Source organism: Bifidobacterium sp. LH_416, from assembly GCF_056357055.1.
Genome location: NZ_JBKEVJ010000002.1, coordinates 398984 through 422498, shown reverse-complemented (window position 1 = coordinate 422498; position 23515 = coordinate 398984). Strand labels below are relative to the sequence as shown.

Below are 23515 nucleotides of genomic sequence, written 5' to 3'. Positions count from 1 at the left end.
TTTGTGTGTAAGTACAGGTAATAACCCAATAACAAGTACAACCAGTACGCAAGTACCGAACGATTACGCAAAAGAATCAGTATTAAGAGAGGTTTCGATGGCGGTTCGTGGAGATATCCGTAATGTGGCGATTGTGGCTCACGTCGACCACGGCAAGACCACGCTGGTCAATGCCATGCTTCAGCAGTCCCATGTGTTCAACGAGCGTGAGGAAGTCCCGGATCGTGTGATGGACTCCAACGATCTCGAACGTGAGAAGGGCATCACCATTCTTGCCAAGAACACTGCCGTGGAATACACCGGTCCGCTAGCTGCCAAGTATGGCCACCCGGACGGCATCACCCTGAACATCATCGATACCCCAGGCCACGCCGACTTCGGTGGCGAGGTCGAACGCGGTATCTCCATGGTCGACGGCGTTGTGCTGCTCGTGGACGCATCCGAAGGCCCGCTGCCGCAGACCCGTTTCGTGCTGCGCAAGGCTCTGGAAGCCAAGCTGCCGGTTATCCTGTGCGTGAACAAGGTGGATCGTCCGGACGCCCGTATCGAAGAAGTGGTCAGCGAATCCACCGACCTGCTGCTGGGCTTGGCTCAGGACGTTGTTGAAGAGGGTATCGATCTTGATCTCGATCACCTGCTCGACCTGCCGGTTGTCTACTGCGCTGCCAAGGCCGGCTACGCATCCACCAACCAGCCAGAGAACGGTGCTCTGCCGGACAACGACAACCTCGAGCCGCTGTTCGAAGACATCATCAAGTACATTCCAGCTCCGGAATACGAAGAAGGAGCACCGCTCCAGGCACACGTGGCCAACATCGATTCCTCCGACTTCCTCGGCCGACTCGGTCTGGTTCGTATCTACAACGGCACCCTTGAAAAGGGCAAGACCTACGGTCTGAGCCGTGTGGATGGCTCCATTGAAAACTTCCGCGTCGCAGAGCTGCTGCGCACCCAGGGTCTTGAGCGTACCCCCGTGGCCTCCGCTGGCCCTGGCGACATCGTGGCAGTTGCAGGAGTGAACGACATTATGATTGGCGAAACCATCGTTGACCCCAACGATCCGAAGCCGCTGCCGTTGATTCACGTTGATGATCCGGCCATCTCCATGACCTTCGGCGTGAACGATTCCCCGCTGGCTGGCACTGAAGGCAAGGATCACAAGCTCACCGCTCGCATGATCAAGGACCGTCTGGACCGTGAGCTCATCGGTAACGTGTCCATCAAGGTGCTGCCGACTGATCGTCCTGACGCATGGGAAGTTCAGGGTCGTGGCGAGCTGGCACTGGCTGTGCTGGCCGAGCAGATGCGTCGTGAAGGCTACGAGCTGACCGTCGGCCGTCCGCAGGTGGTCACCAAGAAGATTGACGGCGTGATTAATGAGCCAATGGAAAGCACCACCATTGACGTGCCTGAAGAATACATGGGTACGGTTACTCAGCTCATGGCTGACCGTAAGGGCCGCATGGACAGCATGTCGAACCATGGTTCCGGTTGGGTTCGTTTGCAGTTCACCGTGCCGTCCCGTGGTTTGATCGGTTTCCGTACCGCTCTGCTGTCTGCAACCCGTGGCACTGGTATTGCTTCCTCCCTTTCCGCTGGTTACGCTCCGTGGGCTGGTCAGATCGTGACTCGCCAGAACGGTTCGATGGTTTCCGACCGTAAGGGTGTCGCTACGCCGTACGCTATGCAGCGTCTGCAGGCTCGTGGCAACTTCTTCGTCGAACCGCAGTCTCCGGTGTACGAAGGCCAGGTTGTGGGCGTGAACAATAAGCCCGACGAGCTCGATGTGAACATCACGCTGGCCAAGCACATGACCAACATGCGTTCCTCCACCGCAGATGTGCTGGAAACCCTGACCCCGCCGATCAAGATGAGTCTCGAAGAGTCCCTGGACTTCGCTAACGAGGACGAGTGCGTGGAAGTGACCCCGGAGTCCATCCGCGTGCGCAAGATTATCCTCGGTCGCGAAGATTGGTACAAGTGGCGCGCTAAGCAGCGTCGTCAGAATAATCAAACTAAGTAGTCTGATTATTCTGACTAATCGTATCGGCTCTCCTCGTATTGAGGGGAGCCGAACTTATACGGTGGAAGACATGGACATGAACGGTAGCAAACAGACACCTTGGTCGCATAGACAGAACACGTTGGTCAGATCACTGATTACGGTTTTGGCCGGTGCGCTTTCCGCTTTTGTGGGAACCTTCGCGCACCGTATGGGTGCGGACATGAATATCCCGTATGGATTGGTGTTGGCCTTTGCCCTGATTATTCTCTCCACATGGTGTGCACGCGCCCGTTTGGGAGTTGTCGGGTTAGCGCTGCATCTCATCGTATCTTCCATGGCAGCATGGGGATTGGCTCTGACTACTACCAGTGGCAAGGCACTAATCGTGGCAGGATTCCAGGGTGACATGCCATATTTCACCCAACATGCCGGATACATTTGGCTTTATGGACTGGTTCTAGTGCAAGTAGTGATGCTGATACTGCCTTCCCGCTGGTTTGCTATCCCGCAGAAGCACTGATATGGTCCTGCTTTTGTGACGCATTTCCCGAAATGCGTCGTCTGCGAGTGCCTATAGCGACGCATTTAGCGGAATATGTCGCAGACAGTACGAATTTGCCGCGTTCTCCGCAACATTCCGGGAAATGCGTCGCGTAGAAGCGTTAAAACACTGCATTCCGGGAAATGCGTCGCAAAAGGACGTGAATTTGGTATGTTTCCGACGCATTCCTCGGAATGCGCAGTGCCAGAGTGCACGGAGCGCCACTTTCCTGGGATTGCTGCGCAGAAACAGCGGTAGACCAGCTACGATAGAGCGTTATGGCGCGCATACAACTCTATTATCTTGGCCCTGAAGGCACCTTCACTCATCAGGCAGCGATGACAGCTGCCGAGCAGTTCGCTCCGTTAGCGGATTTTGATCTGCAGCCGCTGCCTGATGTGCGATCAATCATGAACGCTGTGCAATCCAGGCAAGGATGGGGTGTTATTGCGTGGGAAAACAATGTGGAAGGCTATGTAGTTCCCAATCTTGACGCGCTGATTGACTCAACTGACGTAGCTGGTTTCGCTCGAGTCAGTGTAGATGTAGCGTTTAACGCTTTTACTGTGCGCGGCCACGCAATCTATGATTGCACAGGCCAGCCGGTGAGCGCTCATCCACATGGCCTTGCCCAGTGCACGCGCTTTATTGCCAAGCATCAACTCAAGCCCAAGCCCGCCTCATCCAATGCCGCCGCTTGCCGTGACCTGCAGCCTGGGCAAGTGGCTCTTGGTCCTAGCATTTGCGGAACACTGTATAACCTTGATGTGCTTGGTGAACATGTGCAAGATTTCGAGGGTGCCCGCACGGAATTTCTGGTTATCGCGCCACGTGATGTAGTACAAGAGCTGAACGCGCGCGCTCAACATGGTGATGCCAGTGATTTCGAGACCATTATCACGTTTATTCCATTGGCCACCGGCCCAGGTGTGTTGGCCAATTTGCTTGATGTGTTGCGTGATGCTGGGCTCAATATGACGAGCTTTATTTCCCGTCCTATCAAAGGCCATGCCGGCACGTATAGCTTCATCGCCACACTTGATGCAGCTCCTTGGGAGGAACGGTTCCATACCGTATTAGAGGAGATTGCCGAGCATGGTGATTGGATTAAAACATTGGCGGTTTATCCTCGCCGCGAGCGTCCGAATCCGCCGGTGGATGCGTGGATGTTGCCCGAGGGAGGCATCCATATCGATGAACATCATGTGCCGGAAGGCTGGCAGCACACTGAGAGCGTAAGAAAGGAACTGTTGTGGTAGACACAGTTGGCATTGTGGGACTTGGCCTTATCGGTGGATCTTTGGCCAGAAGGCTGGCACAGCGAGGCGTACGAGTAGTGGCATGGAACCACCGTCCGCATCCGTATGCTCAGGCTGAAGCTGATGGCATTTATTGCAAGAGCACGCTTGCAGAGCTGATGAGTGCTGAGCCGGATGTAGTGGTGTTGTGCAATCCGTTGAAAGCAATGCCCGCTATTCTTGCCGAATTGAAGCCATTGTTGGCGGGTCTCCCTCACACTACGCTCACCGATGTTGGCTCGGTGAAAGGCATGGTTCGCGATCAAGTCAAGGCAGCAGGCTTGGGGGAGTGGTATGTGGGCGCTCATCCAATGGCCGGCAATGAGCTGTCTGGCTGGCAGGCTGCTGATCCTCATCTTTACGATGATGCATTGTGGGCTGTAACCGTGGACGAGAACACGGAATACCGCCGTTTCTACGATGTGGCTTCAATGATTACTCATGCTGTGGGCAATCGTCTCATTGTGCTTGATGATGAGACTCATGACAAAGGCGCTGCGATGATTTCGCATATGCCTCATGTGGTTTCCACAGCGCTGATTAATGAGTTGTCCTCTAATCCTGACCGTAATATTGCCGCAGCACTGGCTGCTGGATGCTGGCGTGATATGACGCGCGTGGCGTTAACGGATCCGGATCGCACAAAAGCGATGGTGGAAGAAGACGACCTGAACGTTGAGATATTGTTGCGTCGTATGGCAGCGCGACTAACCGCTGTCGCCGATCAATTACATGCGCACGATGCTCAGGCATTGGCCACATTCTTCAAAGAGGGAGACCCATTCCGCCGCTATAAAGCCGCGCTGGCGAACACTGATAACTTTGAACATCGTGAGCTTGAAGTGCCGCAGTCTGGTTGGCAGCAAACATTACTGTTCTCTGCTCGCCGAGGCGAAGCCATCACTGGATTTATTAATCCACGCCAAGCGATTGTGGCACTCCGCCCAGCAATATAAAGGCGTAATCTTGTCTATGTAACGCATCGGCACTCACATGACGGTGTGGTTCATACAGATAGGGGATGATCAACGATGACGTTGCCAAGACATATTCCAGTAGGAGCTCGTGTAGTAGTCCGCATCACGGATGGCATAGATCCAGAAGATGGGCGTATGAAATTCCGCGATTATGTGGGGCATGTGACCTCATGGGATGGATACACGCTGGAGATGGTGCGAGATCCTGCCGCCAACGGATCTCGCCCAGCTCAGAACGTGACCATTCATCAGGAACAAATCGCCACATTGAAGCCGGTTCCTGAACGCCCGAAGAACACGCCTCGCCCCTAATAAGGCCCCTAATAAGCGGGAACCAATCAGGGTCGAGGCGCGCAATGTGCAATGCAGCGGCTATTCAGACGCCACTGCATCAAGTACAGGCTGCTTCAATGCGCGTGAGGCAGGGGATACAGACGCAATAAGTCCCACCAGAATCGAAAGTACTAGGAATATGCCTAGCTGATTCCATGGAATACTCAGTGCCGATAGACCATTGGCCTCATATACAGCACGGATAACCATGCCTGCTACCACGCCGACTACCATGCCTAGCATGGTGCCGAATACTGCAATAATCGACGCTTCTATGCCGAGCATGCCACGTACTTGTGCACGCGACGTGCCGATGGCTCGGAGCAAGCCGATTTCCTTGGTGCGTTCGGAGACGGACAAAGCCAGTGTGTTCACGATGCCGAAGATTGCAATCACAATCGATAGTGCCAGCAGAGCATACAGCACCAGCAGAATCTGATCGACCATCGAACTCATCGTGGATTTGAATTCGTCTCGATCCTGCACATTCACCACATAATAGGGTTGTACAGCCTTAATCAGTCGTGTTTTCAGAGTGTTGACATCAGTGCCGTGCTTCGCATTAATGAACAACATGATGGTGAACATCGTGTACTGGTTCGCGACCTTACCTGCAGCATCATCGTTCATCAACACCATTGAGCGATAAATGGAATTCTCGATGATGGCGCCGATTGTCATCGTGACGTGCGTAGTTTCGGTCTTGGTTTTCACCAAAGTCGCTGGATTGACGTTCTTCGCATCCTCGGCAGCCTTCTGCGCCTCAGCGGATTTTGCCTGAGCTCCCGCTGTGTCGCCTGAAGCCAACAGTTGCTGGGCCTCGGCGGTAAGACCGTCGATATTTGCCTTGACCTGTGCTTGGTAATCGGCTTGGGCTTTGCTCGTGGCTTCTTCATCGACCACCACCTGGTGCCCGTTGACTTTGACCGTGTCTCCTACCTTCCAACCATTGTCTTTCGCCACCTGTAGGCCGACCACCAATTCGCCATTTCGCAATGCTTTATTCGCGTCGCCTGAATTGGTCACAGGGGCGAACACTTTCGTGAACAGGGAAGGCTGCTCCGCAAACGTCATCGCCGTAGTTGCATCATCGCCGGAACCATAGGTCACGTTCATAATCATCCGGCTTTGAGACACTGTGCCCACGCCCTTGGTCTTCTTAATCGCAGTTATCGCGTCATCCGGGATCTGCCCACTGGAGACTGACATGGCAGAAAAATCGAACTGAAGACCTGAATCCACAATGCCGGCCACCGACGCCTTCGCTGAGGCAGCTATCACACTCAGGCAACTGACGATGGCCACGCCGACGAATAATGCAGCCGCAGTGTTCGCAGTGCGGCGTTTGCTGCGTGAAAGATTGCGTGTGGCGAGTCTGCCAGTGACTGTGAACAGATGCGTGGGAATCCAACCGAGCACGGCACTCGTAGGGGTTACCACAGCAGGGGCCAGCACGATCACACCAATGACCACCAAGCCTGCGCCTATGCCCAAAGGCCAACCGGTGCCAAGGGATTTGACTCCATCGTTGAACCAGCTCCAAGGAGACACGGCAACATCAGCATCATTAGCCCAAGCGATATGCCAGCATAACAACCACGCCAAGGAGCCCAAGACAATCATCACCGTGCCGATAATGCCGCGTGGCCAGACTGGTTTCTCCGGGTTGACTGTTTCGTTCATCGCCTGAATCGGCGGTGCCGTAGCCGCGCGTCGAGCCGGCAACGAAGCGCCAACGAATGTGACCAGAACGCCTACGATTAAGCCAATCAGCATATCGGAAATGCTTGGATCCACCGCGCCTGTCATCGGCGTGCCCATGTGGGCCATCAGAGCCACAATGCCTTTGACCATGAGCCAGCCCAATCCTATGCCAATGCCGGAGCCGACCAAACCCAGCAGAACGGCCTGTACGGCTACCGTGATGAACACTTGGATAGGGGAGGCGCCGATAGAGCGCAGCAGAGCATACCCGCGCATCGATTCGCGCACAATCATCGAGAACGTGTTCGTAATAATGAACGAGCCCACGAACAAAGCGATAATCGCGAAAATAAGAATCAGTGGTTGAATAAAGCCCAATGCTTTCTTGGTGCTGGCAGCATTATCATCGCGCACGCTTTGGCCGGTCACTGCCACCGCATGCGCATCGTGCGGCAATGCGGCATTGATGCTATCGGCCAGCGTCTGTTGCTGCGCTATGTTCAATGGCTGGCCGTCTGCAGCCGAGCCATATACGGTCAGATACCGGGCCGTGCCTACCTGCCCGGACTGCTGCTGAAAATATTCTTTTGCAGTATCTGGATTGAGGCCAATGATGATGGCGCCGGCCTGAGAAGAAGCAGTAGAAAAGATGCCGACCACATGCACATCCACTGGACCATCCGGATACACGATTTTCGTGGTGTCGCCGACTTTGAGATCGGCGCTTTCGGCTGCGAACGTGTGCAACGTGATCTCGTCTTTGGCTTTGGCCCAGCGCCCCTGTGTGAGCGTAGCCGAGCGCCAGGTGCCTTTCGTCAATCCCATACCAATGGTCATACCGCCTGTGGTGGAGACGGCATTGTCGTCTTTGCCCACCAACACCAGGCCATTCACCTCATACACGGCCTCGGCGGTATCCACGCCTGTAACGCCGTTGATGGTGTCTATCAGATCAATATCGATGCGATTGTAGTTCTTCGACTCTGCTGACGTAGAATCCGAGCTAGAAGTCGAACCGGAACCAGAATCGGAAGACGCACCAACAGTTGTGGATGTGGCGTCTTTCTGCTCCTTGTTGCCGCGCACATAGACGTCGGCGTCGGAATTCGAGGCCATCATCTGATCGACCTGATTGTTCATCATTTCTCGGAAGCAGAATGATCCGACTACGAAACTTACGCCTAATGCAATGGCGATGATGGACATGACAAAACGCCCAAAATGAGCGCGGGCGTCGCGCAATCCGATGGTTATCATGCGCGGGACTCCTGCATTGCGGTGCCTGCAACGTCAGCAGTATCAGCGGTATCGCCGGTGTCGGAGTCATCTGCGAATACTTCAAGAATGCGCTCATAGGTGGGATTATGCAGATCCTGCGTAATATGGCCGTCCGCAAGAACAAGCACGCGGTCGGCGTAGGAGGCGGCCCGCGGATCATGAGTAACCATCACAATCGATTGGCCGTATTCATGCACGGACTGTTTGAGGAATCCCAATACTTCACGGCTGGATCGTGAATCCAAATTGCCGGTGGGCTCGTCGGCGAAAATTACGGATGGGCGTGCCATCATAGCGCGGGCACACGCTACGCGCTGCTGTTGGCCGCCGGAAAGCTGGCTTGGGCGATGGTCGAGACGTTGCTCCAGACCCACCACTTTGACCACCTGTTTGAACCATGCGCGATCAATAGGCTTCTTAGCAATCTGCAAGGGGAGCAGAATATTCTCCTCGGCACTGAGCGTAGGAACCAGATTAAAGGACTGGAAGATGAAACCAATCTGGTCACGCCGCAAATTGGTTAATTGCTTTTGATTCATTGAGGAGACTTCAAGCCCCTCAACAATCACTTTGCCGCTGGTCGGTTGATCAAGACCTGCCATGCAATGCATTAACGTGGACTTACCAGAACCGGAGGGGCCCATAATCGCAGTCATGCGGCCGCGCTCAAATTCCACATTGACATGGTCCAATGCCACGACCTGATTGTCGGAATCACCGTAGATTTTAGTAAGGTCGATTGCCCTGGCTACAACATGATCCTGCTGATCGATGACGTTCTTCCTGCCGCGCGCGCTGTGCCGTGCCATAATGCCCCAATCCATTTCGTTGGACTACGCTCTATAGTTTATCCAACGAGTGATTTCAGCATAAGGGAGGCGTTCGCCAGCATGCATTTCGAACAGCATATTGACGCCTTTATCAATCACTTGAAAGCGAATAAAGGACTTTCGGCAAATACGCTGAAAGCGTATCGCAGTGATATCGAATCATGTTTAGCCTTATTCGTACGCCGCGGGGTAAGTGATCTTAATGAGATAACCCTCGATGATTTACGCAGCTGGATGGCTTCGGAATCGCGTAATCATGCAAGAAGCAGTATGGCGCGCAAAACCGTGGCCGTACGCGGGTTTTTCTCTTGGGGATATGAACATGGAATAATGCGCACCAATCAGGCGGCCACATTGCTGACCCCTTCCATTCCCAACACGCTGCCATCGGTGCTTACCGAGGTACAAGCCGAGCAACTCATGGATCAGGCGGATGCTGACGATGCCAGTGCCGATGATGCTGACCCCAACAATAACGAAACCGGGCTTGAAGTGCGCATGCGTGCCGAAACCCAGCGCAATACGGCGATTCTTGAATTGCTCTACGCCACGGGTATTCGTATTGCGGAGTTGATAGCACTGAATATTCATGACGTGGATTTCGCCAATCGCACTATCAAAGTCACCGGCAAAGGCAACAAACAGCGCGTGGTGCCTTTCGGAGCTCCGGCAATGCGGGCTCTTGAAATCTGGCTGGCGGAAGGGCGAGCCAAACTCGAAAACCTGAATTCAGCGGATGCGCTATTCCTTGGCGCTCGCGGTGGACGACTGAATCAACGTGTGGCTCGCGACGTAGTGCATAAGGCAGCGCAAGAAGCCGGAGTTCCGGACATTAGCCCGCATGCGTTGCGCCACTCGGCGGCTACACACATGCTGGATGGGGGAGCCGACCTGAGAGAAGTTCAGGAATTGCTTGGTCATGCCTCGCTGAAAACCACGCAGCGGTACACGCATGTTTCCATTGAACAGCTGAAGACCCGATATGTGCAGGCCTTCCCTCGAGCATAACCGATCTGACCAAAATGTGGACACTACCCAATGAAGCTGTGTTCAGGCTGAAGATAGCCTTTGAAAGGCCATCGATTTAACATATACGTAACATGGAATTTGCTTCTTGTCTCCAAAGTGCGAGACAATGCAATCAATCAGCAACGGGGTTGGTTTGCCGGCAGGCGCGCACAACGCGCCGCTGGTAGCCAGCCCCGTTCGCGTGAAAGTGGGGCTTCGGCCCTGCGACCTTATGAATAGGAGAAAACATATGAAGAAGAAAGCTCTTGCTTTCGCTGCCGTGGCTTGCTCCATGGCTATGCTGCTGAGCGCCTGCGGCGGCTCCAGCTCCAACACCGCCTCCGATACTGCCGGCGCTAACATCATCACCGCTTACAACTCCGAGCCTCAGAACCCGCTGATTCCGTCCAACACCAACGAAACTGGTGGCGGCAAGCCGGGCGATCTGCTGTTCTCCCGTCTGGTCTCCTTCGACAAGGATGGCAAGGCTTCCAACGAAGTGGCTGAGTCCATTACCCCGAACGATGACGCTACCCAGTACACCATCAAGCTGAAGTCCGGCTGGAAGTTCACCGATGGCACCCCGGTCACCGCTGAGTCCTTCACCAAGGCTTGGTCCTACGCTGCCAACGCCAAGAACGCTCAGAAGGCTTCCTCCTTCTTCTCCACCATCAAGGGTTACGACGAGCTGCAGGCTGACGGCCTCAAGGGCACTGAGCAGCTCTCCGGCCTGAAGGTTGTGGACGACACCACCTTCACCGTTGACCTGAACCAGTCCGATTCCGTGTTCCCGATTAAGGTCGGCTACCTGGCCTTCGCTCCGCTGCCGGAGTCCTTCTACAAGGATCCGAAGGCCTTTGGCCAGAAGCCGGTCGGCAACGGCCCGTACAAGCTGGACCACTGGGATCACAACAAGGAAATCGCCCTCGTGAAGAACCCTGACTACAAGGGCAACGAGGAAGTCAAGAACGACGGCGTGACCTTCAAGGTCTACACCGATGACTCCGCCGCTTACCGCGACATCCAGGCTGGCAACCTCGACGTGATGGAATCCGTCCCGGCCGCCTTCACCAAGACCTTCAAGACCGACAAGAAGGTCCAGGCTTACTCCGAGGCCGGCTCCGTCATCCAGACCTTCACCATTCCGTCCACCCTTGACCACTTCAAGAACGACGAAGAAGGCCAGCTTCGTCGTCAGGCCATCTCTATGGCTATCGACCGCGACCAGATCATCGACAAGGTGCTGAACGGCAACGCAACCGCCGCTACTGACTTCACCTCCCCGAAGACCCCGGGCTACTCCGACTCCCTGAACGGTGCCGACAACCTGAAGTTCAACGCCAAGAAGGCTAAGGAACTGTGGGCCAAGGCCGATGCCATCTCCAAGTACGATGGCCCGCTGACCTTCTCCTACAACGCTGATGGTGGCGCTAAGCCGATTTACGACGCTGTCGTGAACCAGCTGAAGAACAACCTCGGCATCGATGCTTCCACCAACCCGATTCCGACCTTCCAGGAATTCCGCGACGCTGTGACCAACCGTCAGATGACCGGCGCCTTCCGTACCGGCTGGCAGCCTGATTACCCGTCCGCTGAGAACTACCTGTGGCAGCTGTACTCCACCGCTGCTGCTGATGGCAAGGGCTCCAACGATGGCGATTACAAGAACCCTGACTTCGACAACCTGTGCCTGCAGGCTGCTGCTGCCAAGACCACCGATGACGCCAACAAGCTGTACCAGCAGGCTCAGGAGATCCTCCTCAAGGATCTGCCGGCTATCCCGCTGTACTACTCCAACGCTAACGGTGTGGCTTCCCTGAACATCAAGTCCGGCTACGCCTTCGATTGGCAGAACCTCCCGACCTACGCTGCAATGTCCAAGAAGTGAGTTGAAACTCACCTGACATCGAGCACATAGTTCGGTAATTCAAGGGGCGAGGATCGTATGATCCCCGCCCCTTTTTGTACCTGTTTCGGTGGAATCACGCCATGCTGAGCCAGGACTACCCCTCAGACGGCTTCGCCGCCAGCTCCCCTGACAAGGGGAGTCAAGAGGAGTGATTACGTCCAATAATCGGGCGAGTTAACGTGAGTTTACATACCGCCGTCAAGGCATGCGGTAAACTATCGACGTATTTGCCGACCGGCAAGGGCAACGCATACCCTCAGAAGCCGGTCATGGAATAAGGAGCAACCGTATGGGTAAGTATCTTCTGCGACGTATTCTGCAGATGATCCCCGTGGTTCTCGGCACGACGCTTTTGGTGTACGCGCTTGTCTTCCTGCTGCCTGGCGATCCCGTCAAGGCTATGTTTGGTGATAAGCCGATTAATGAAGCTGTCGCAGCCCAGATCCGCGCAGAGTACCATCTCGATCAGCCGTTCATTGTTCAGTACTTCATCTATCTGAAGAACGCGTTGACCCTCGACTTCGGCAACACCTTCGCCGGCCAGCCTGTTATCGATGAGATCGGCCGTGCCTTCCCGGTCACAATCAAGCTTGGCCTGATGGCATTCGTCTTTGAGGCGATTTTCGGCGTGGTCTTCGGTATCATCTCCGGCCTCAAGAAGGGCAAGTGGTACGACACGGTTATCCTGATCGTCTCCCTGCTGCTTATCTCCGTGCCGACCTTCGTCACCGGCTTCGTGCTGCAGTACCTGCTCGGCATCCAGTGGTCCATTTTGCCGGTAACCGCAGGTGCCGATCCGACCTTCCTTGATTTGCTGATGCCGGCTATGGTGCTTGGCTCAGTGTCAATGGCATATATCATCCGATTGACCCGTGCTGAAATCTCCTCCAACATCGCTGAGGATTACGTGCGCACTGCACGCGCCAAGGGCATGTCCAACGGACAGGTGATGCTGCGCCACGTACTGCGCAACTCCCTGATCCCGGTCGTCACCTACTTGGGCCAGGATATTGGTGCTTTGATGGGTGGCGCAATGATCACCGAACAGATCTTCAACATCCACGGCATCGGCTTCCTCACCTACCAGTCCATTCTGAAGGGTGAAGCCAACCTCGTGGTGTCCATCGTTACGTTGCTCATGCTGATCTTCGTGGTGTGCAACCTCGTCGTTGACCTGCTGTACGCGGCCCTCGATCCGCGCATTCGCTACGCGTGATAGGAGAGGAGTGAACAACATGACTAACGAAAATCTTGACAACCAGCTCGACAACTCCGGCGAGCCGACTCCTGATTACTTCATGGAGACGCTTCCCGGCCAGGATCGCTACGTGGCTCCGATTGATGAAACCCCGTTGCAGGACGTGGACTCCGTGGATGAGTCCGCTCCGGCCACCAGCATGTGGGCTGACGCATGGCGAACCCTGCGCCGCAACCCGCTGTTCATCATCTCTGGCCTGCTGATCATCTTCATCATTGTGGTGGCTCTTGCCCCGGGTCTGTTCACTAAGCAGGATCCGAATGCTTGCGATTTGGCGAACTCGTTGAGCCCGGCTTCTGATGGTCATCCGTTTGGTTACGACCTGCAAGGCTGCGATGTGTACACCCGCGTGGTGTACGGCACCCGAACCTCCCTGTCCGTAGGCGTGCTGTCTACACTGCTGGTGGTGGCTCTCGGTACCTTGATCGGTGCTATCGCGGGCTTCTGCGGCGGTTGGATTGACGCCGTGCTGAGCCGTATCACTGATATCTTCTTCGCACTGCCTATGCTGCTTGGCGCTATCGTCGTGCTGCAGATGTTCAAGACTTCCAAGTCCATTTGGAAGATTGTGTTCGTGCTGACGCTCTTTGGCTGGGTCGGCGTATGCCGTATTGCTCGAAGTGCAGTGCTCGAAGCTAAGAATCTTGAATTCAATACCGCTTCCACTGCTTTGGGTTCCACGCCTATGCGCAACCTGTTCCGCCACATCCTGCCGAACTCCTTGGCCCCGATCATCGTCATCGGTACCACGTCTCTGGCTTCCTACATTGTGGCCGAAGCAACGCTGAGCTTCCTTGGTGTGGGCCTGCCCACCACCACCGTGAGCTGGGGCGGCGATATCTCCAGCGCCCAGACCAACCTGCAGACCGATCCGCTCGTGCTGTTCTATCCGTCTGCCGCACTGGCTATCACCGTGCTCGCATTCATCATGATGGGTGACGCCGTCAAGGATGCCCTTGACCCGAAGAGCCGTACGGCCTGAGCAAGGGAGTAGAGGAATAATTATGACTACCAACTCCAACGCACAGATGCTGGCCATGCAGAAAGAGCATGGTCCTCTGCTCGAAGTCAAGGATCTCGCCGTCGACTTCACCACGGACACTGGCAAGCCGGTGCACGCCGTGCGTAACTCCTCCTTCACCGTTTACCCAGGCCAGTGGGTGGCCATCGTGGGTGAATCCGGTTCCGGCAAGTCCACCTCCGCTATGGCTGTGCTCGGTTTGCTGCCGGGCACCGGTCATGTGGTCGGTGGTTCCATCAAGCTCGACGGTCAGGAGATCGCCGGTGCCAAGCAGTCCGAATTCGACAAGCTGCGCGGCACAAAGATGGGTCTGGTCCCGCAGGACCCGATGAGCAACCTGAACCCGGTGTGGCGTATCGGCACCCAGGTCAAGGAAGCCCTGAAGGCCAACAACATGGACGTGGCCCACGAGAAGCGCTCCGCCCTCGCCAAGGCTCTGGCCGGCGAAGACGCAGCCGTGGAACTCAAGGGCAACGATGATGAGACCTTCCTTGGTTCCAAGGATCTGCCCGCTCTGATGGATGATGCCAAGAAGGCTTTGACTGAAGCCGGCGTGACCGGTGAAGCCTTCGACAAGGCCGTGGCACGTTTTGAAAGCGAATGGGTTCCGGGTTCTGAAACCCGTTGGCGTGTGGCCGATGATCTGATTAAGGCTGGCGTTTCTGACGATCAGGCATGGTACCTGGCCAAGAAGTACGTCACCGGTTCCAGCATGGACGATCGTATTGCAGGCCTACTTTCCGAAGCTGGTCTGCCAGATGCCGCAACTCGTGCGCGCCAGTACCCGCACGAGTTCTCCGGTGGTATGCGTCAGCGTGCGCTGATCGCCATTGGTCTGGCTTGCCGCCCTGACCTGCTCATCGCCGACGAGCCGACCTCCGCACTGGACGTGACCGTGCAGAAGCGCATCCTCGACCACCTGCACTACCTGACCGACTCTCTCGGCACCGCAGTGCTGTTCATCACCCACGATCTGGGCCTCGCAGCTGAGCGCGCCCAACACATCGTCGTGATGTACAAGGGTCAGGTTGTTGAATCCGGCCCGTCTCTGGAAGTGCTTCAGCACCCGCAGCACCCGTACACCAAGCGACTGGTGGCTGCAGCTCCGTCTCTGGCTTCTCAGCGCATCATCTCCGCCAAGGAGCGTGGCGAGAACGCCGACGCTCTGCTGGACCATAAGGTGGCTGATGAGAACGAGCTCGAAAAGAGCGAGCACATCATCACCGTCGACCACCTGACCAAGGAGTTCAAGCTTCCGCGCAAGAAGGAAATGTTCAAGGCCGTCGATGACGTGTCCTTCTCCGTCAAGCGCGGCACCACTCTGGCCATCGTGGGCGAATCCGGTTCCGGTAAGTCCACCGTGGCAAACATGGTGCTTCACCTGCTGCAGCCCACCTCCGGCAAGGTGTTCTACGAAGGCCGCGACACTTCGACTTTCAACGCCAAGGATTTGCTGGACTTCCGCCGCCATGTGCAGCCGGTGTTCCAGAACCCGTACGGATCCCTGGATCCGATGTACTCCATCTACCGTTCCATCGAAGAACCGCTGCGTATCCACAAGATTGGCGATGCCAAGTGGCGTGCCAACCGTGTCAAGGAACTGCTTGACATGGTGGAAATGCCGCAGTCGGTAATGGGCCGTTACCCGAACGAGCTTTCCGGTGGCCAGCGTCAGCGTATCGCCATCGCACGCGCTATGGCTCTCGACCCGGATGTCATCGTCTGCGACGAAGCCGTCTCCGCTCTCGATGTGCTGGTTCAGGATCAGGTGCTGCACCTGCTCAACGATCTGCAGGCCGAAAAGGGTCTGAGCTATCTGTTCATTACCCACGATTTGGCTGTGGTTCGTCAGATCGCAGACGAAGTCGTGGTGATGCAGCACGGCAAGCTCGTCGAACACGCCACCACCGATGAGGTGTTCGACCACCCGCAGAAGCAGTACACCCGAGACCTGCTCGACGCCATCCCCGGCGGCAAGCTCAAGCTCGGCCTGGACTGATTTCATAAAGTCGTTTGACTGGCTCCCTCTGATGAGGGAGCTGTCAGCGAAGCTGACTGAGGGAGAGAAGTGCGGCGTAGCCGCCAGGAAAAGGCATCGGCCTGTGGCCGATTCTATTTTTCCGGCGATGGCTCGCCTCGGCTTCTCTCCCTCAGTCTCGCTCACGCTCGACAGCTCCCTCGTCAGAGGGAGCCTCTGCTATATGCGCATGTTACGATCATACGTCGTACGTAATGGTTAGTGGAGCGTGATCGGACCAGCGGAGGTCGTAGGTGGGGGCTTTGTCGATAACAAATCCGCGTGCGGTTTCGGCGAGCTCAGGTGTAGCGAACTGATAATCAAGGCGCCAGCCGACATTATTGTCAAAGGCACGTCCACGCTGACTCCACCATGTGTACGGACCCTGAATATCACCGGCCAAATTGCGCATCACATCAACGAATTCATATTCGCCAAGCCACTTGTCCACGTACGCACGTTCCTCCGGCAGGAAGCCGGCATGCTTCTCATTCGCTTTCGCGTTCTTAATATCCAACGGCGTATGCGCAATATTGAAATCACCGCATAATACCGCCTGCTTTCCGCCATGCGCCGCTTCATCGCGCAATTGACCCATGCGAACAAGCATCGTATCCAGAAAACGATATTTCTGTTCCATCTTCAACGGATCATCAGTATTGCCAGCGTGCACGTACACGCACACTACCGTGATGACATAGCCTTGAGGAGTGCGGACGTCCGTTTCAATCCACCGTCCGGAATCGACATTGTCATTCAATCCCGGCAAACCATAACGCTGTTCGATTACCGGCAAATCAGACAGCAGCGCCACGCCTGCGCGGCCCTTGACTCTGCAAATTTCATTCGTGAGCGTAAATTCTTCAGCTGAATCAATCGCTCCAGCTCCAGCATATTCAAAAGCAAATTTGCTGAAAATCTTGTCGATATCCGGCTGAGGTGCGCGCACCTCCTGCATGCACCAGATGTTCGGGGTGTGTTTGCCCGCCCACGTGGTGATGCCTTTGCGGTCAGCCGCGCGCAAACCATTGACATTGGAAGTAGTGATGGTGATGGTCATGCGGCCATAGTATTCATGCAGGTCTACTAATTGCTCGCTTACGGCACATGCCACACGTGGATGGCACCAACATACAGATTTCTTTGAGGTGGGGTGCTAGTCTTGTCAGGGTTGCAACCGTTACATGAAACGAGGAATTATGGGACTGTTCGGATTCGGTAAGAAGAAGGACAAGAAGGAAGCTGAGCCGGTCGAAACCGTCGATGAAGACAAGGTGGCTGCTGAGGCTGCTAATGCTGCCGCTAAAGCGGAAAGCGCTGAGACTGTGCTGGCTGAGCCCTCCAATGAATACGAAGGCCGTGGCGAAGAACGCGGTCCGTGGGACGTGAACGACGATGATGTTCCGGACTACGATGATTATCTTGATCTTGGCGCTTACTATCTGCCGTTCCTGCAGGGCATCGAATTGCGTATCAAGGCCAGCCGTGCCACTCAGCAGGTGCTGGGCTCCACGATCACTTATGGTGCGTCCAGCCTGGAAATCGAAGCATTTGCTGCTCCGAAGACCATGGGCCTGTGGGATGATGTGCGCGCTGATTTGCTGGAAGCCAATAAGGCCGCTTCTGAAACTGAAGGCGTATTCGGCACTGAACTGAAGCTGCCGGTTAACGTCAAGGGCGGCAAGACAGTGAACACTCGTATCGTTGGTGTTGACGGTCCGCGATGGATGCTTCGTGGCATCTTCTCTGGCAAGGCTGCTGTTGATCCAGACAGCCCTGAGACTCGCGCTCTGAATAAGTTCTTTGCCGATATTGTGGTGGAGCGTGGCGAGGAACCGCTGGCTCCGCGCGATCTTATCCCGATGCATCCGCCAGTCGCTCCGGCTGAGCGCAAGGCCGCTAAGGCCGCCGCCGAAGCTGAGGGTGCTGAAGGCAAAGAACACTTCAAGGACATTCCGGATAACAAGCCGAAGGGTCCGCTGAGCCAGGATCAGACCACCGAGGTGAAGACCACGTTGGCTCGCGGTCCGATGTTCTCCGAAGTTCGCTAATACCATTCCAGTATTCCGCTCCTGTCAGTGGTTTTGCCCTGACAGGAGCGGGGAAAATGATTTATGTCTGAGCAGAAGAAACGTACTGGCCTATCCGCATTAGCTGATGCCGGCAATACCGATGCGGATTTTTCCGTTATTGATGCTATTGGCGGTCCACGCGGCGTTATTGAATCCATGCTTCCGGGCGTGGTGTTTGTCGTGCTGTTCGTGGCCACCAGCAATCTGAATCTCACCATCGCTGTATCCGCTGTACTTGCGGTTGTGCAGGTGATTGTGCGACTGATTCAGCGGCAGTCGGTGATGGGTGCAGTTTCCGGTTTGGTTGCCGTTGGTATTTGCCTGATTTGGGCATGGCAGACGCATGAAGCGCGTAATTATTACATTTTTGGCTTCATTACCAATGCTGTGTACGCGGTACTGCTCACTGTTTCCCTTATCGCCCGCGTACCTGGCCTCGGTTTGGTCGTGGAATTCATTCGCAGTCTGCCTACTGAGCATTTCAAAGCATGGTTTGATGATTGGATGAGGGATGCGGCTCTGAAGCGCGCCTATATGATCATTACCGGATTGTGGACTGGATTGTTTGTACTGCGACTTCTGGTACAAGTTCCTCTGTATCTCACTGATCATGTGGCAGCCCTTGGTGTTACCAGACTGCTTATGGGCATCCCCTTCTGGGCGCTGGCCATCTGGGTAAGCTATCTGATTATCGCCACTCCAATGCACAGGCATAAGGCCGCAGCGAAAAGCACTCAATCAGAGCGCAGCGCAAACGAATCCGATAACGAACTGAAGCCCAGCCAACCGGGAAAGGATGACGATGCAAGCTGAAGTCCGCATCGAACGATACGCCGACCAAGGCCGCTGCGTGGCCCATATCGATGGCCGCGTGGTATTCGTTCGCTTTGCTTTGCCCGGCGAACTGGTGCGCATCGAACTTGATGAGCCTCATGATAGGGATGACCGGTTCTGGACTGGCGAGGTTATTGAAGTTCTTGAGCCGTCCGAAGACCGCGTTGCTCCGGCATGGCCTCTTGCTGGCCCCCTGGCCATGGGCGGGGGAGTAGGAGGCGCGGATCTGGTCCACGTTTCACTGCATGGCCAACTCAAGTGGAAAGCCATCACTGTTTCCGAACAGATGAGCCGACTCGGCCATATCGATGTGGCTGTACCCATTAACCGCATGCCAGGCGATGAGGAACTCGGCGGACTTCATTGGCGTACCCGCATCGAAATGATTGCGGACGATAACGGCAAACCATCCATGCGCCGTCGTGGTACACACATCCGTGTTCCTATCGATACCATGCCTTTGGCGAGCAAAGCATTGCTGGACATCGCCGAACGCGAACATGTGTGGGATGGAGGATTTACTCCCGGCTCCCAGATTCGTCTCTCTGTGCCTGAGCCTCGTGGAGAAGCTCCGCTGCCGGACGATTACGCTGTACTGGTCGATGGCGAACTGCGTTCAGGCCAACAGCTGCTCACGGAGCAAGTGCCGGTACACGGCACAATGTTCACCTACCATGTGGATGCTGGCGGCTTCTGGCAGATGCATCGCAAGGCACCGATTGCGCTTGTTTCCCACGTGATTGATTTGGTCAATAATCAGCTTCAGGGCAAGAATGATCCGGTGATTTGGGATTTGTACTCCGGTTCAGGTCTGTTCACACTGCCTTTGGCTACATTGACTGGTGAGCACACTGCCATGTTCAGTGTGGAGGGCGCTCCCACTGCAGTGAAGAATGCGCAGCGTAACCTCAAAGCCATGAATGTGACCAATGTGGATGCTCGTATCGGCGATGTATCTCGCACGCTGAATCACGTGCCTGCTGATCTCGCTCAACCAGATGTTGTGGTGCTTGACCCGCCACGTGCTGGAGCCAAGGCCAAGGTGTGCCGTCAAATCGCAGCATCCGGTGCTGCGCACGTGGTGTATATCGCTTGTGATCCCACCAGTCTTGCTCGTGACACAGCTACCTTGGTTGCGGAAGGCTACCAGCTGAAGGATATTCGTGCATTCGACATCTACCCGATGACTCACCATGTGGAAACAGTGGCATTGTTCACACGCTAATATGCAAACCATGAGTCACCGGATTGGAAGCATTATTATCTGTGCGGCTGCCGTATTATCGTTAACCGCCTGTACTCCGGTAGGCCATGCCGTAGGAGATACGCAAGACGAGGCAACCTCGCTTACCCATGATTCGATTCATATCTCGGATATGTCCATCGGATTAGTCGGTTCAAACGATTCCGCCGCGGATAAGTTGGCTATTGATGCGCTTGCCGACGCTGATATCAGCGTCTTTTATGCGTCGTTGGATTCGACCGAGTCGGGTCAGCAGCAAGACTCACCTTCTGCACAAGATGCACAAACCCGGATGTCGGAGGCCACTGCTCAGCAAGCGGTTGATGATTTTGTAACGCGAGCGGTGGATTTGGTTGTGATTAGTGGCATCAACGTTACTGACAGCAATCGTGAAGCATGGCATGAAACGCTCACCAATGCGCGCGAAGCTGGTATTCCCGTAGCTTTGCTTAATCCTCAGTCCGTACCTAAAGATGATTTACTGTATGCGGCAACGTTAACCGTCAACGATCAAGATGCCAATGCCGTAGCGATCAACAATGCCGTAGTGAGCATTATTCGTGACGAACCGCATAACAAATCCATTGTGGTGTCCACGGTTTCATAGCTGTCAATAGCTGCTATATCTGCCGTCGTGCAATCAGCACCCTGAATCATCCCTGAAATAAGGCGAATAATACGGCAATTCGCGCTAGTCTGGTGAGCATGAGTGCAACCGCGACCGTTCACATGCCTACTGTTACGCAACAAGGACTGACCGACGAACAAGTACAGCAACGTATTCAATCAGGGCAGACGAATGCGGTGAAAACCTCCACCTCACGTTCGGTGAAGGATATCGTACAAGCCAATGTATTCACACTGTTCAACGGCATTATCTTCGCAGCAATGGTGTTGGTACTGCTCACTGGCTCATGGAAAGACTCGGTATTCGGATTTGTGATCATCATCAATACCGGCATCGGTATTGTCACTGAGCTCAGAGCCAAACGTGTACTGGATAAACTGTCTATTCTGGTAGCTTCTGATGTGCTGGTGCGGCGCAATGGCAAGGATATCGAAGTCTCCCATAATGCGATCGTGCTCGATGATTTGTTATGGATTCGCTCCGGCGAGCAGATTCCCGCTGACGGACAGATTATCGAAACTTGGGGCTTGGAGCTTGACGAATCCATGCTGACCGGTGAATCGCGCACAGTGCGCCACAAAGTGGGGGAGCAGGTGTATTCCGGGGCTACTGCAGTTTCCGGCATGGCCTTGGTCAAAGTCAATGCGGTCGGCAGCCACTCGTATGCTGCTACACTCACCGCGCAAGCCAAGGTATATAAGAAAACCGTGTCTGACCTGAACAAGGGAATCAACACGATTTTGAAATTCATGACCTTCCTCGTAGTGCCATTGTGCGTACTGCTGATTCTCTCGCAGATTCACACGGTGGGCGGATGGAGCACGGCAATTGCCACCGGCGAATGGCGGCAAGCTGTGGTATCTGCCGTAGCTGGTGTGGTGGGCATGATTCCCGAAGGCCTCGTGCTGCTGACCTCACTGAACTTTGCTGTGGCTGCTATGCGCCTGGCACGGCATAACACATTGGTGCAGGAACTTGAATCAGTGGAAACACTGGCTCGCGTGGATGCACTGAACCTGGATAAAACCGGCACCATCACCAATGGCAGTATCGCATTCGACCGAATCATTATGCTTAGTGATTCTGCCGATGCGCAGGCCCAGCATACAGCTGCCCAAGCGTTGTATGACTGTTGTAATGAGGAACAGCCCAACGGTACTGGTAAGGCTGTGCTCACTGGACTGGCAGCCCAAGGCTATGCGCCAGGCCAAGTCAACATTCGTGTGCCATTCTCATCCGCGCGCAAATGGAGTGCAATATCGAACTCTCATGGAACCTGGATTATGGGCGCTCCGGAAGTCATGATCACCGCACTTGATGGTGATTATTCGAATGTGCTGAGCCAGGTCAATCAGTACGCCAGTGACGGTAATCGCGTATTGATGATTGCCCGATCCGATAACACTGCTTTAAATGCTGATAATCCCAACCTTGATTCTCACGCTCAACCTGTGGCGTTGGTGCTGTGCGCTGAACAAATCCGAACCGATGCCGAACAAACACTGGCATGGTTCCGTGAACAAGGCGTGCGCTGCCGAGTGATTTCCGGCGATAATCCGGTCACTGTCGGTGCGATTGCACGAAAAGTCAAACTTACTGGCGATCGTACGCCTGTGGCCATGGACGCACGCGAACTTCCTCACGATATAAACGAACTGGCCCGAGTACTCAACAATGTTGATGTGCTGGGTCGAGTACTGCCTGACCAGAAGAAGGCCATCGTTCAGGCGCTACACACGCAGCATCACGTGGTGGCTATGACCGGAGACGGCGTCAATGATGCACTGGCTATCAAGGAAGCGGATCTCGGTATTGCCATGGGCAATGCCGCGCCGGCCACCAAGGCTGTGGCCCAAGTGGTGCTGGTTGACTCGAAGTTCTCGCATCTGCCGGATGTGGTGGCTCGAGGCCGTCAAGTCATGGCCAATATGGAGCGAGTAGCCAGTCTGTTCCTTGTCAAAACCGTGTATTCCGCGTTGATCTCGCTCGGTGTGGTTCTAACGCAAATCCCATACCCATATCTGCCGCGTCACATTACCTACATCGGTGCTCTCACCATTGGCATGCCAGCATTCATTCTGGCGCTGGCGCCAAATACCAGGCGTTATATTCCAGGCTTCCTCAAGCGCGTAGTGGCTTTTGCACTGCCTGGAGGCATCGCTACGGCATTGTCGGTTCTGCTGGCTTCATGGGTACTGCCGAATGTAATGGGCTGGGATGTAGTGAACAATGATGCTGATTTATCCTCGCTGCGTGCCACCAGCGCCATTATTTTGTTCCTGATGGGCGTATTCGTGCTCGCCCGTGTGGCAAGCCCCCTGAACAGTTGGCGCGGCGTACTGGTTGCAGTATTCGCAGCTGCTGGAGTAATTGGTCTGTTCATTCCCTTCGTTGCGAATTTCTTCGCGTTGATAGTTCCCACAGGCACTACGTTGCTTGCAACAGCAATTGCTCTCGTGGGTGCCTCCGTCATCTTTGCACTGTGCCTGGGGGTAGAAAAGCTGCACATTGTCTCACGTTTTAAGCCGACACGCCAGAGGTAAAGTAACGTACCCGTAC

At 55.0% G+C, this 23515-nt stretch carries 18 protein-coding genes; 15 read left to right on the top strand and 3 right to left on the bottom strand.

The annotated features are described in order from the left end of the window. The first annotated feature begins 97 nt into the window (after positions 1-97). The 5 genes from typA to AC1AY0_RS06325 all read left to right on the top strand — a co-directional run bounded on the left by typA (position 98) and on the right by AC1AY0_RS06325 (position 5133). On the top strand, positions 98-2023 hold the full coding sequence (typA, locus tag AC1AY0_RS06345) for a translational GTPase TypA (RefSeq protein ID WP_476503726.1): 1926 nt from the start codon (positions 98-100) through the stop codon (positions 2021-2023). 70 nt (positions 2024-2093) lie between these two features. Then, positions 2094-2525, top strand: a complete 432-nt coding sequence (locus AC1AY0_RS06340) for an alcohol dehydrogenase (protein WP_476503725.1) — start codon at positions 2094-2096, stop codon at positions 2523-2525. A gap of 299 nt (positions 2526-2824) precedes the next feature. Next, positions 2825-3805, top strand: a complete 981-nt coding sequence (locus tag AC1AY0_RS06335; protein WP_476503724.1) for a prephenate dehydratase — start codon at positions 2825-2827, stop codon at positions 3803-3805. After that, entirely contained in the window at positions 3799-4800 is a 1002-nt protein-coding gene (locus AC1AY0_RS06330; protein ID WP_476503723.1) for a prephenate dehydrogenase, read from the top strand. The genes AC1AY0_RS06335 and AC1AY0_RS06330 overlap by 7 nt, the downstream gene beginning before the upstream one ends. Positions 4801-4875: 75 nt before the next feature. Continuing rightward, on the top strand, positions 4876-5133 hold the full coding sequence (locus tag AC1AY0_RS06325) for a DUF6725 family protein (protein ID WP_476503722.1): 258 nt from the start codon (positions 4876-4878) through the stop codon (positions 5131-5133). Between the two features lie 60 nt (positions 5134-5193). On the opposite strand, the gene AC1AY0_RS06320 is transcribed toward AC1AY0_RS06325, so the two are convergent. Both AC1AY0_RS06320 and AC1AY0_RS06315 read right to left on the bottom strand, forming a co-directional pair. After that, complete coding sequence (locus tag AC1AY0_RS06320; protein ID WP_476526075.1) at positions 5194-8115, bottom strand: ABC transporter permease; 2922 nt, start codon at positions 8113-8115, stop codon at positions 5194-5196. Then, positions 8112-8945, bottom strand: coding sequence for an ABC transporter ATP-binding protein (locus tag AC1AY0_RS06315; RefSeq protein WP_476523194.1), 834 nt, complete (start codon positions 8943-8945; stop codon positions 8112-8114). The genes AC1AY0_RS06320 and AC1AY0_RS06315 overlap by 4 nt, the downstream gene beginning before the upstream one ends. 81 nt (positions 8946-9026) lie before the next feature. On the opposite strand from AC1AY0_RS06315, the gene xerA reads away from it, so the two are divergent. The 5 genes from xerA to AC1AY0_RS06290 all read left to right on the top strand — a co-directional run bounded on the left by xerA (position 9027) and on the right by AC1AY0_RS06290 (position 16161). Next, a complete protein-coding gene (gene xerA / locus AC1AY0_RS06310) occupies positions 9027-9974 on the top strand; it encodes a site-specific tyrosine recombinase/integron integrase (protein ID WP_476503719.1) in 948 nt (315 codons plus the stop codon). A 250-nt stretch (positions 9975-10224) separates the two neighbouring features. Then, entirely contained in the window at positions 10225-11862 is a 1638-nt protein-coding gene (locus AC1AY0_RS06305; protein ID WP_476526073.1) for a peptide ABC transporter substrate-binding protein, read from the top strand. A 310-nt stretch (positions 11863-12172) separates the two neighbouring features. Continuing rightward, entirely contained in the window at positions 12173-13099 is a 927-nt protein-coding gene (locus AC1AY0_RS06300; protein ID WP_476523196.1) for an ABC transporter permease, read from the top strand. A gap of 19 nt (positions 13100-13118) precedes the next feature. After that, a complete protein-coding gene (locus AC1AY0_RS06295; protein WP_476523197.1) occupies positions 13119-14123 on the top strand; it encodes an ABC transporter permease in 1005 nt (334 codons plus the stop codon). A gap of 22 nt (positions 14124-14145) precedes the next feature. Continuing rightward, on the top strand, positions 14146-16161 hold the full coding sequence (locus AC1AY0_RS06290; RefSeq protein WP_476526072.1) for a dipeptide ABC transporter ATP-binding protein: 2016 nt from the start codon (positions 14146-14148) through the stop codon (positions 16159-16161). Between the two features lie 217 nt (positions 16162-16378). Here AC1AY0_RS06290 and AC1AY0_RS06285 read toward each other — a convergent pair whose 3' ends face one another. Next, a complete protein-coding gene (locus AC1AY0_RS06285; RefSeq protein ID WP_476523319.1) occupies positions 16379-17239 on the bottom strand; it encodes an exodeoxyribonuclease III in 861 nt (286 codons plus the stop codon). Between the two features lie 139 nt (positions 17240-17378). On the opposite strand from AC1AY0_RS06285, the gene AC1AY0_RS06280 reads away from it, so the two are divergent. The 5 genes from AC1AY0_RS06280 (at position 17379) to AC1AY0_RS06260 (ending at position 23499) form a co-directional block, all read left to right on the top strand. Then, the gene (locus tag AC1AY0_RS06280) at positions 17379-18230 is read left to right on the top strand and encodes a DUF3710 domain-containing protein (RefSeq protein WP_476523199.1); all 852 of its coding nucleotides are present in this window, start codon (positions 17379-17381) and stop codon (positions 18228-18230) included. A 63-nt stretch (positions 18231-18293) separates the two neighbouring features. Beyond that, entirely contained in the window at positions 18294-19064 is a 771-nt protein-coding gene (locus AC1AY0_RS06275; RefSeq protein ID WP_476523200.1) for a DUF3159 domain-containing protein, read from the top strand. Next, on the top strand, positions 19054-20310 hold the full coding sequence (locus AC1AY0_RS06270) for a class I SAM-dependent RNA methyltransferase (RefSeq protein WP_476523201.1): 1257 nt from the start codon (positions 19054-19056) through the stop codon (positions 20308-20310). Before AC1AY0_RS06275 ends, AC1AY0_RS06270 begins: the two co-directional genes overlap by 11 nt. 10 nt (positions 20311-20320) lie before the next feature. Then, on the top strand, positions 20321-20935 hold the full coding sequence (locus AC1AY0_RS06265; RefSeq protein WP_476523202.1) for a type 1 periplasmic-binding domain-containing protein: 615 nt from the start codon (positions 20321-20323) through the stop codon (positions 20933-20935). 98 nt (positions 20936-21033) lie between these two features. Next, entirely contained in the window at positions 21034-23499 is a 2466-nt protein-coding gene (locus AC1AY0_RS06260) for a cation-translocating P-type ATPase (RefSeq protein WP_476526070.1), read from the top strand. The last annotated feature ends 16 nt before the right edge of the window (positions 23500-23515 follow it).

Bases quoted from the DNA above. Each gene is read 5' to 3' on its own strand.
- typA (WP_476503726.1), top strand. From the start codon at position 98: ATGGCGGTTCGTGGAGATATCCGTAATGTGGCGATTGTGGCTCACGTC.
- AC1AY0_RS06340 (WP_476503725.1), top strand. From the start codon at position 2,094: ATGGACATGAACGGTAGCAAACAGACACCTTGGTCGCATAGACAGAAC.
- AC1AY0_RS06335 (WP_476503724.1), top strand. From the start codon at position 2,825: ATGGCGCGCATACAACTCTATTATCTTGGCCCTGAAGGCACCTTCACT.
- AC1AY0_RS06325 (WP_476503722.1), top strand. From the start codon at position 4,876: ATGACGTTGCCAAGACATATTCCAGTAGGAGCTCGTGTAGTAGTCCGC.
- AC1AY0_RS06320 (WP_476526075.1), bottom strand. From the start codon at position 8,115: ATGATAACCATCGGATTGCGCGACGCCCGCGCTCATTTTGGGCGTTTT.
- AC1AY0_RS06315 (WP_476523194.1), bottom strand. From the start codon at position 8,945: ATGGCACGGCACAGCGCGCGCGGCAGGAAGAACGTCATCGATCAGCAG.
- xerA (WP_476503719.1), top strand. From the start codon at position 9,027: ATGCATTTCGAACAGCATATTGACGCCTTTATCAATCACTTGAAAGCG.
- AC1AY0_RS06305 (WP_476526073.1), top strand. From the start codon at position 10,225: ATGAAGAAGAAAGCTCTTGCTTTCGCTGCCGTGGCTTGCTCCATGGCT.
- AC1AY0_RS06300 (WP_476523196.1), top strand. From the start codon at position 12,173: ATGGGTAAGTATCTTCTGCGACGTATTCTGCAGATGATCCCCGTGGTT.
- AC1AY0_RS06295 (WP_476523197.1), top strand. From the start codon at position 13,119: ATGACTAACGAAAATCTTGACAACCAGCTCGACAACTCCGGCGAGCCG.
- AC1AY0_RS06290 (WP_476526072.1), top strand. From the start codon at position 14,146: ATGACTACCAACTCCAACGCACAGATGCTGGCCATGCAGAAAGAGCAT.
- AC1AY0_RS06285 (WP_476523319.1), bottom strand. From the start codon at position 17,239: ATGACCATCACCATCACTACTTCCAATGTCAATGGTTTGCGCGCGGCT.
- AC1AY0_RS06280 (WP_476523199.1), top strand. From the start codon at position 17,379: ATGGGACTGTTCGGATTCGGTAAGAAGAAGGACAAGAAGGAAGCTGAG.
- AC1AY0_RS06275 (WP_476523200.1), top strand. From the start codon at position 18,294: ATGTCTGAGCAGAAGAAACGTACTGGCCTATCCGCATTAGCTGATGCC.
- AC1AY0_RS06270 (WP_476523201.1), top strand. From the start codon at position 19,054: ATGCAAGCTGAAGTCCGCATCGAACGATACGCCGACCAAGGCCGCTGC.
- AC1AY0_RS06265 (WP_476523202.1), top strand. From the start codon at position 20,321: ATGAGTCACCGGATTGGAAGCATTATTATCTGTGCGGCTGCCGTATTA.
- AC1AY0_RS06260 (WP_476526070.1), top strand. From the start codon at position 21,034: ATGAGTGCAACCGCGACCGTTCACATGCCTACTGTTACGCAACAAGGA.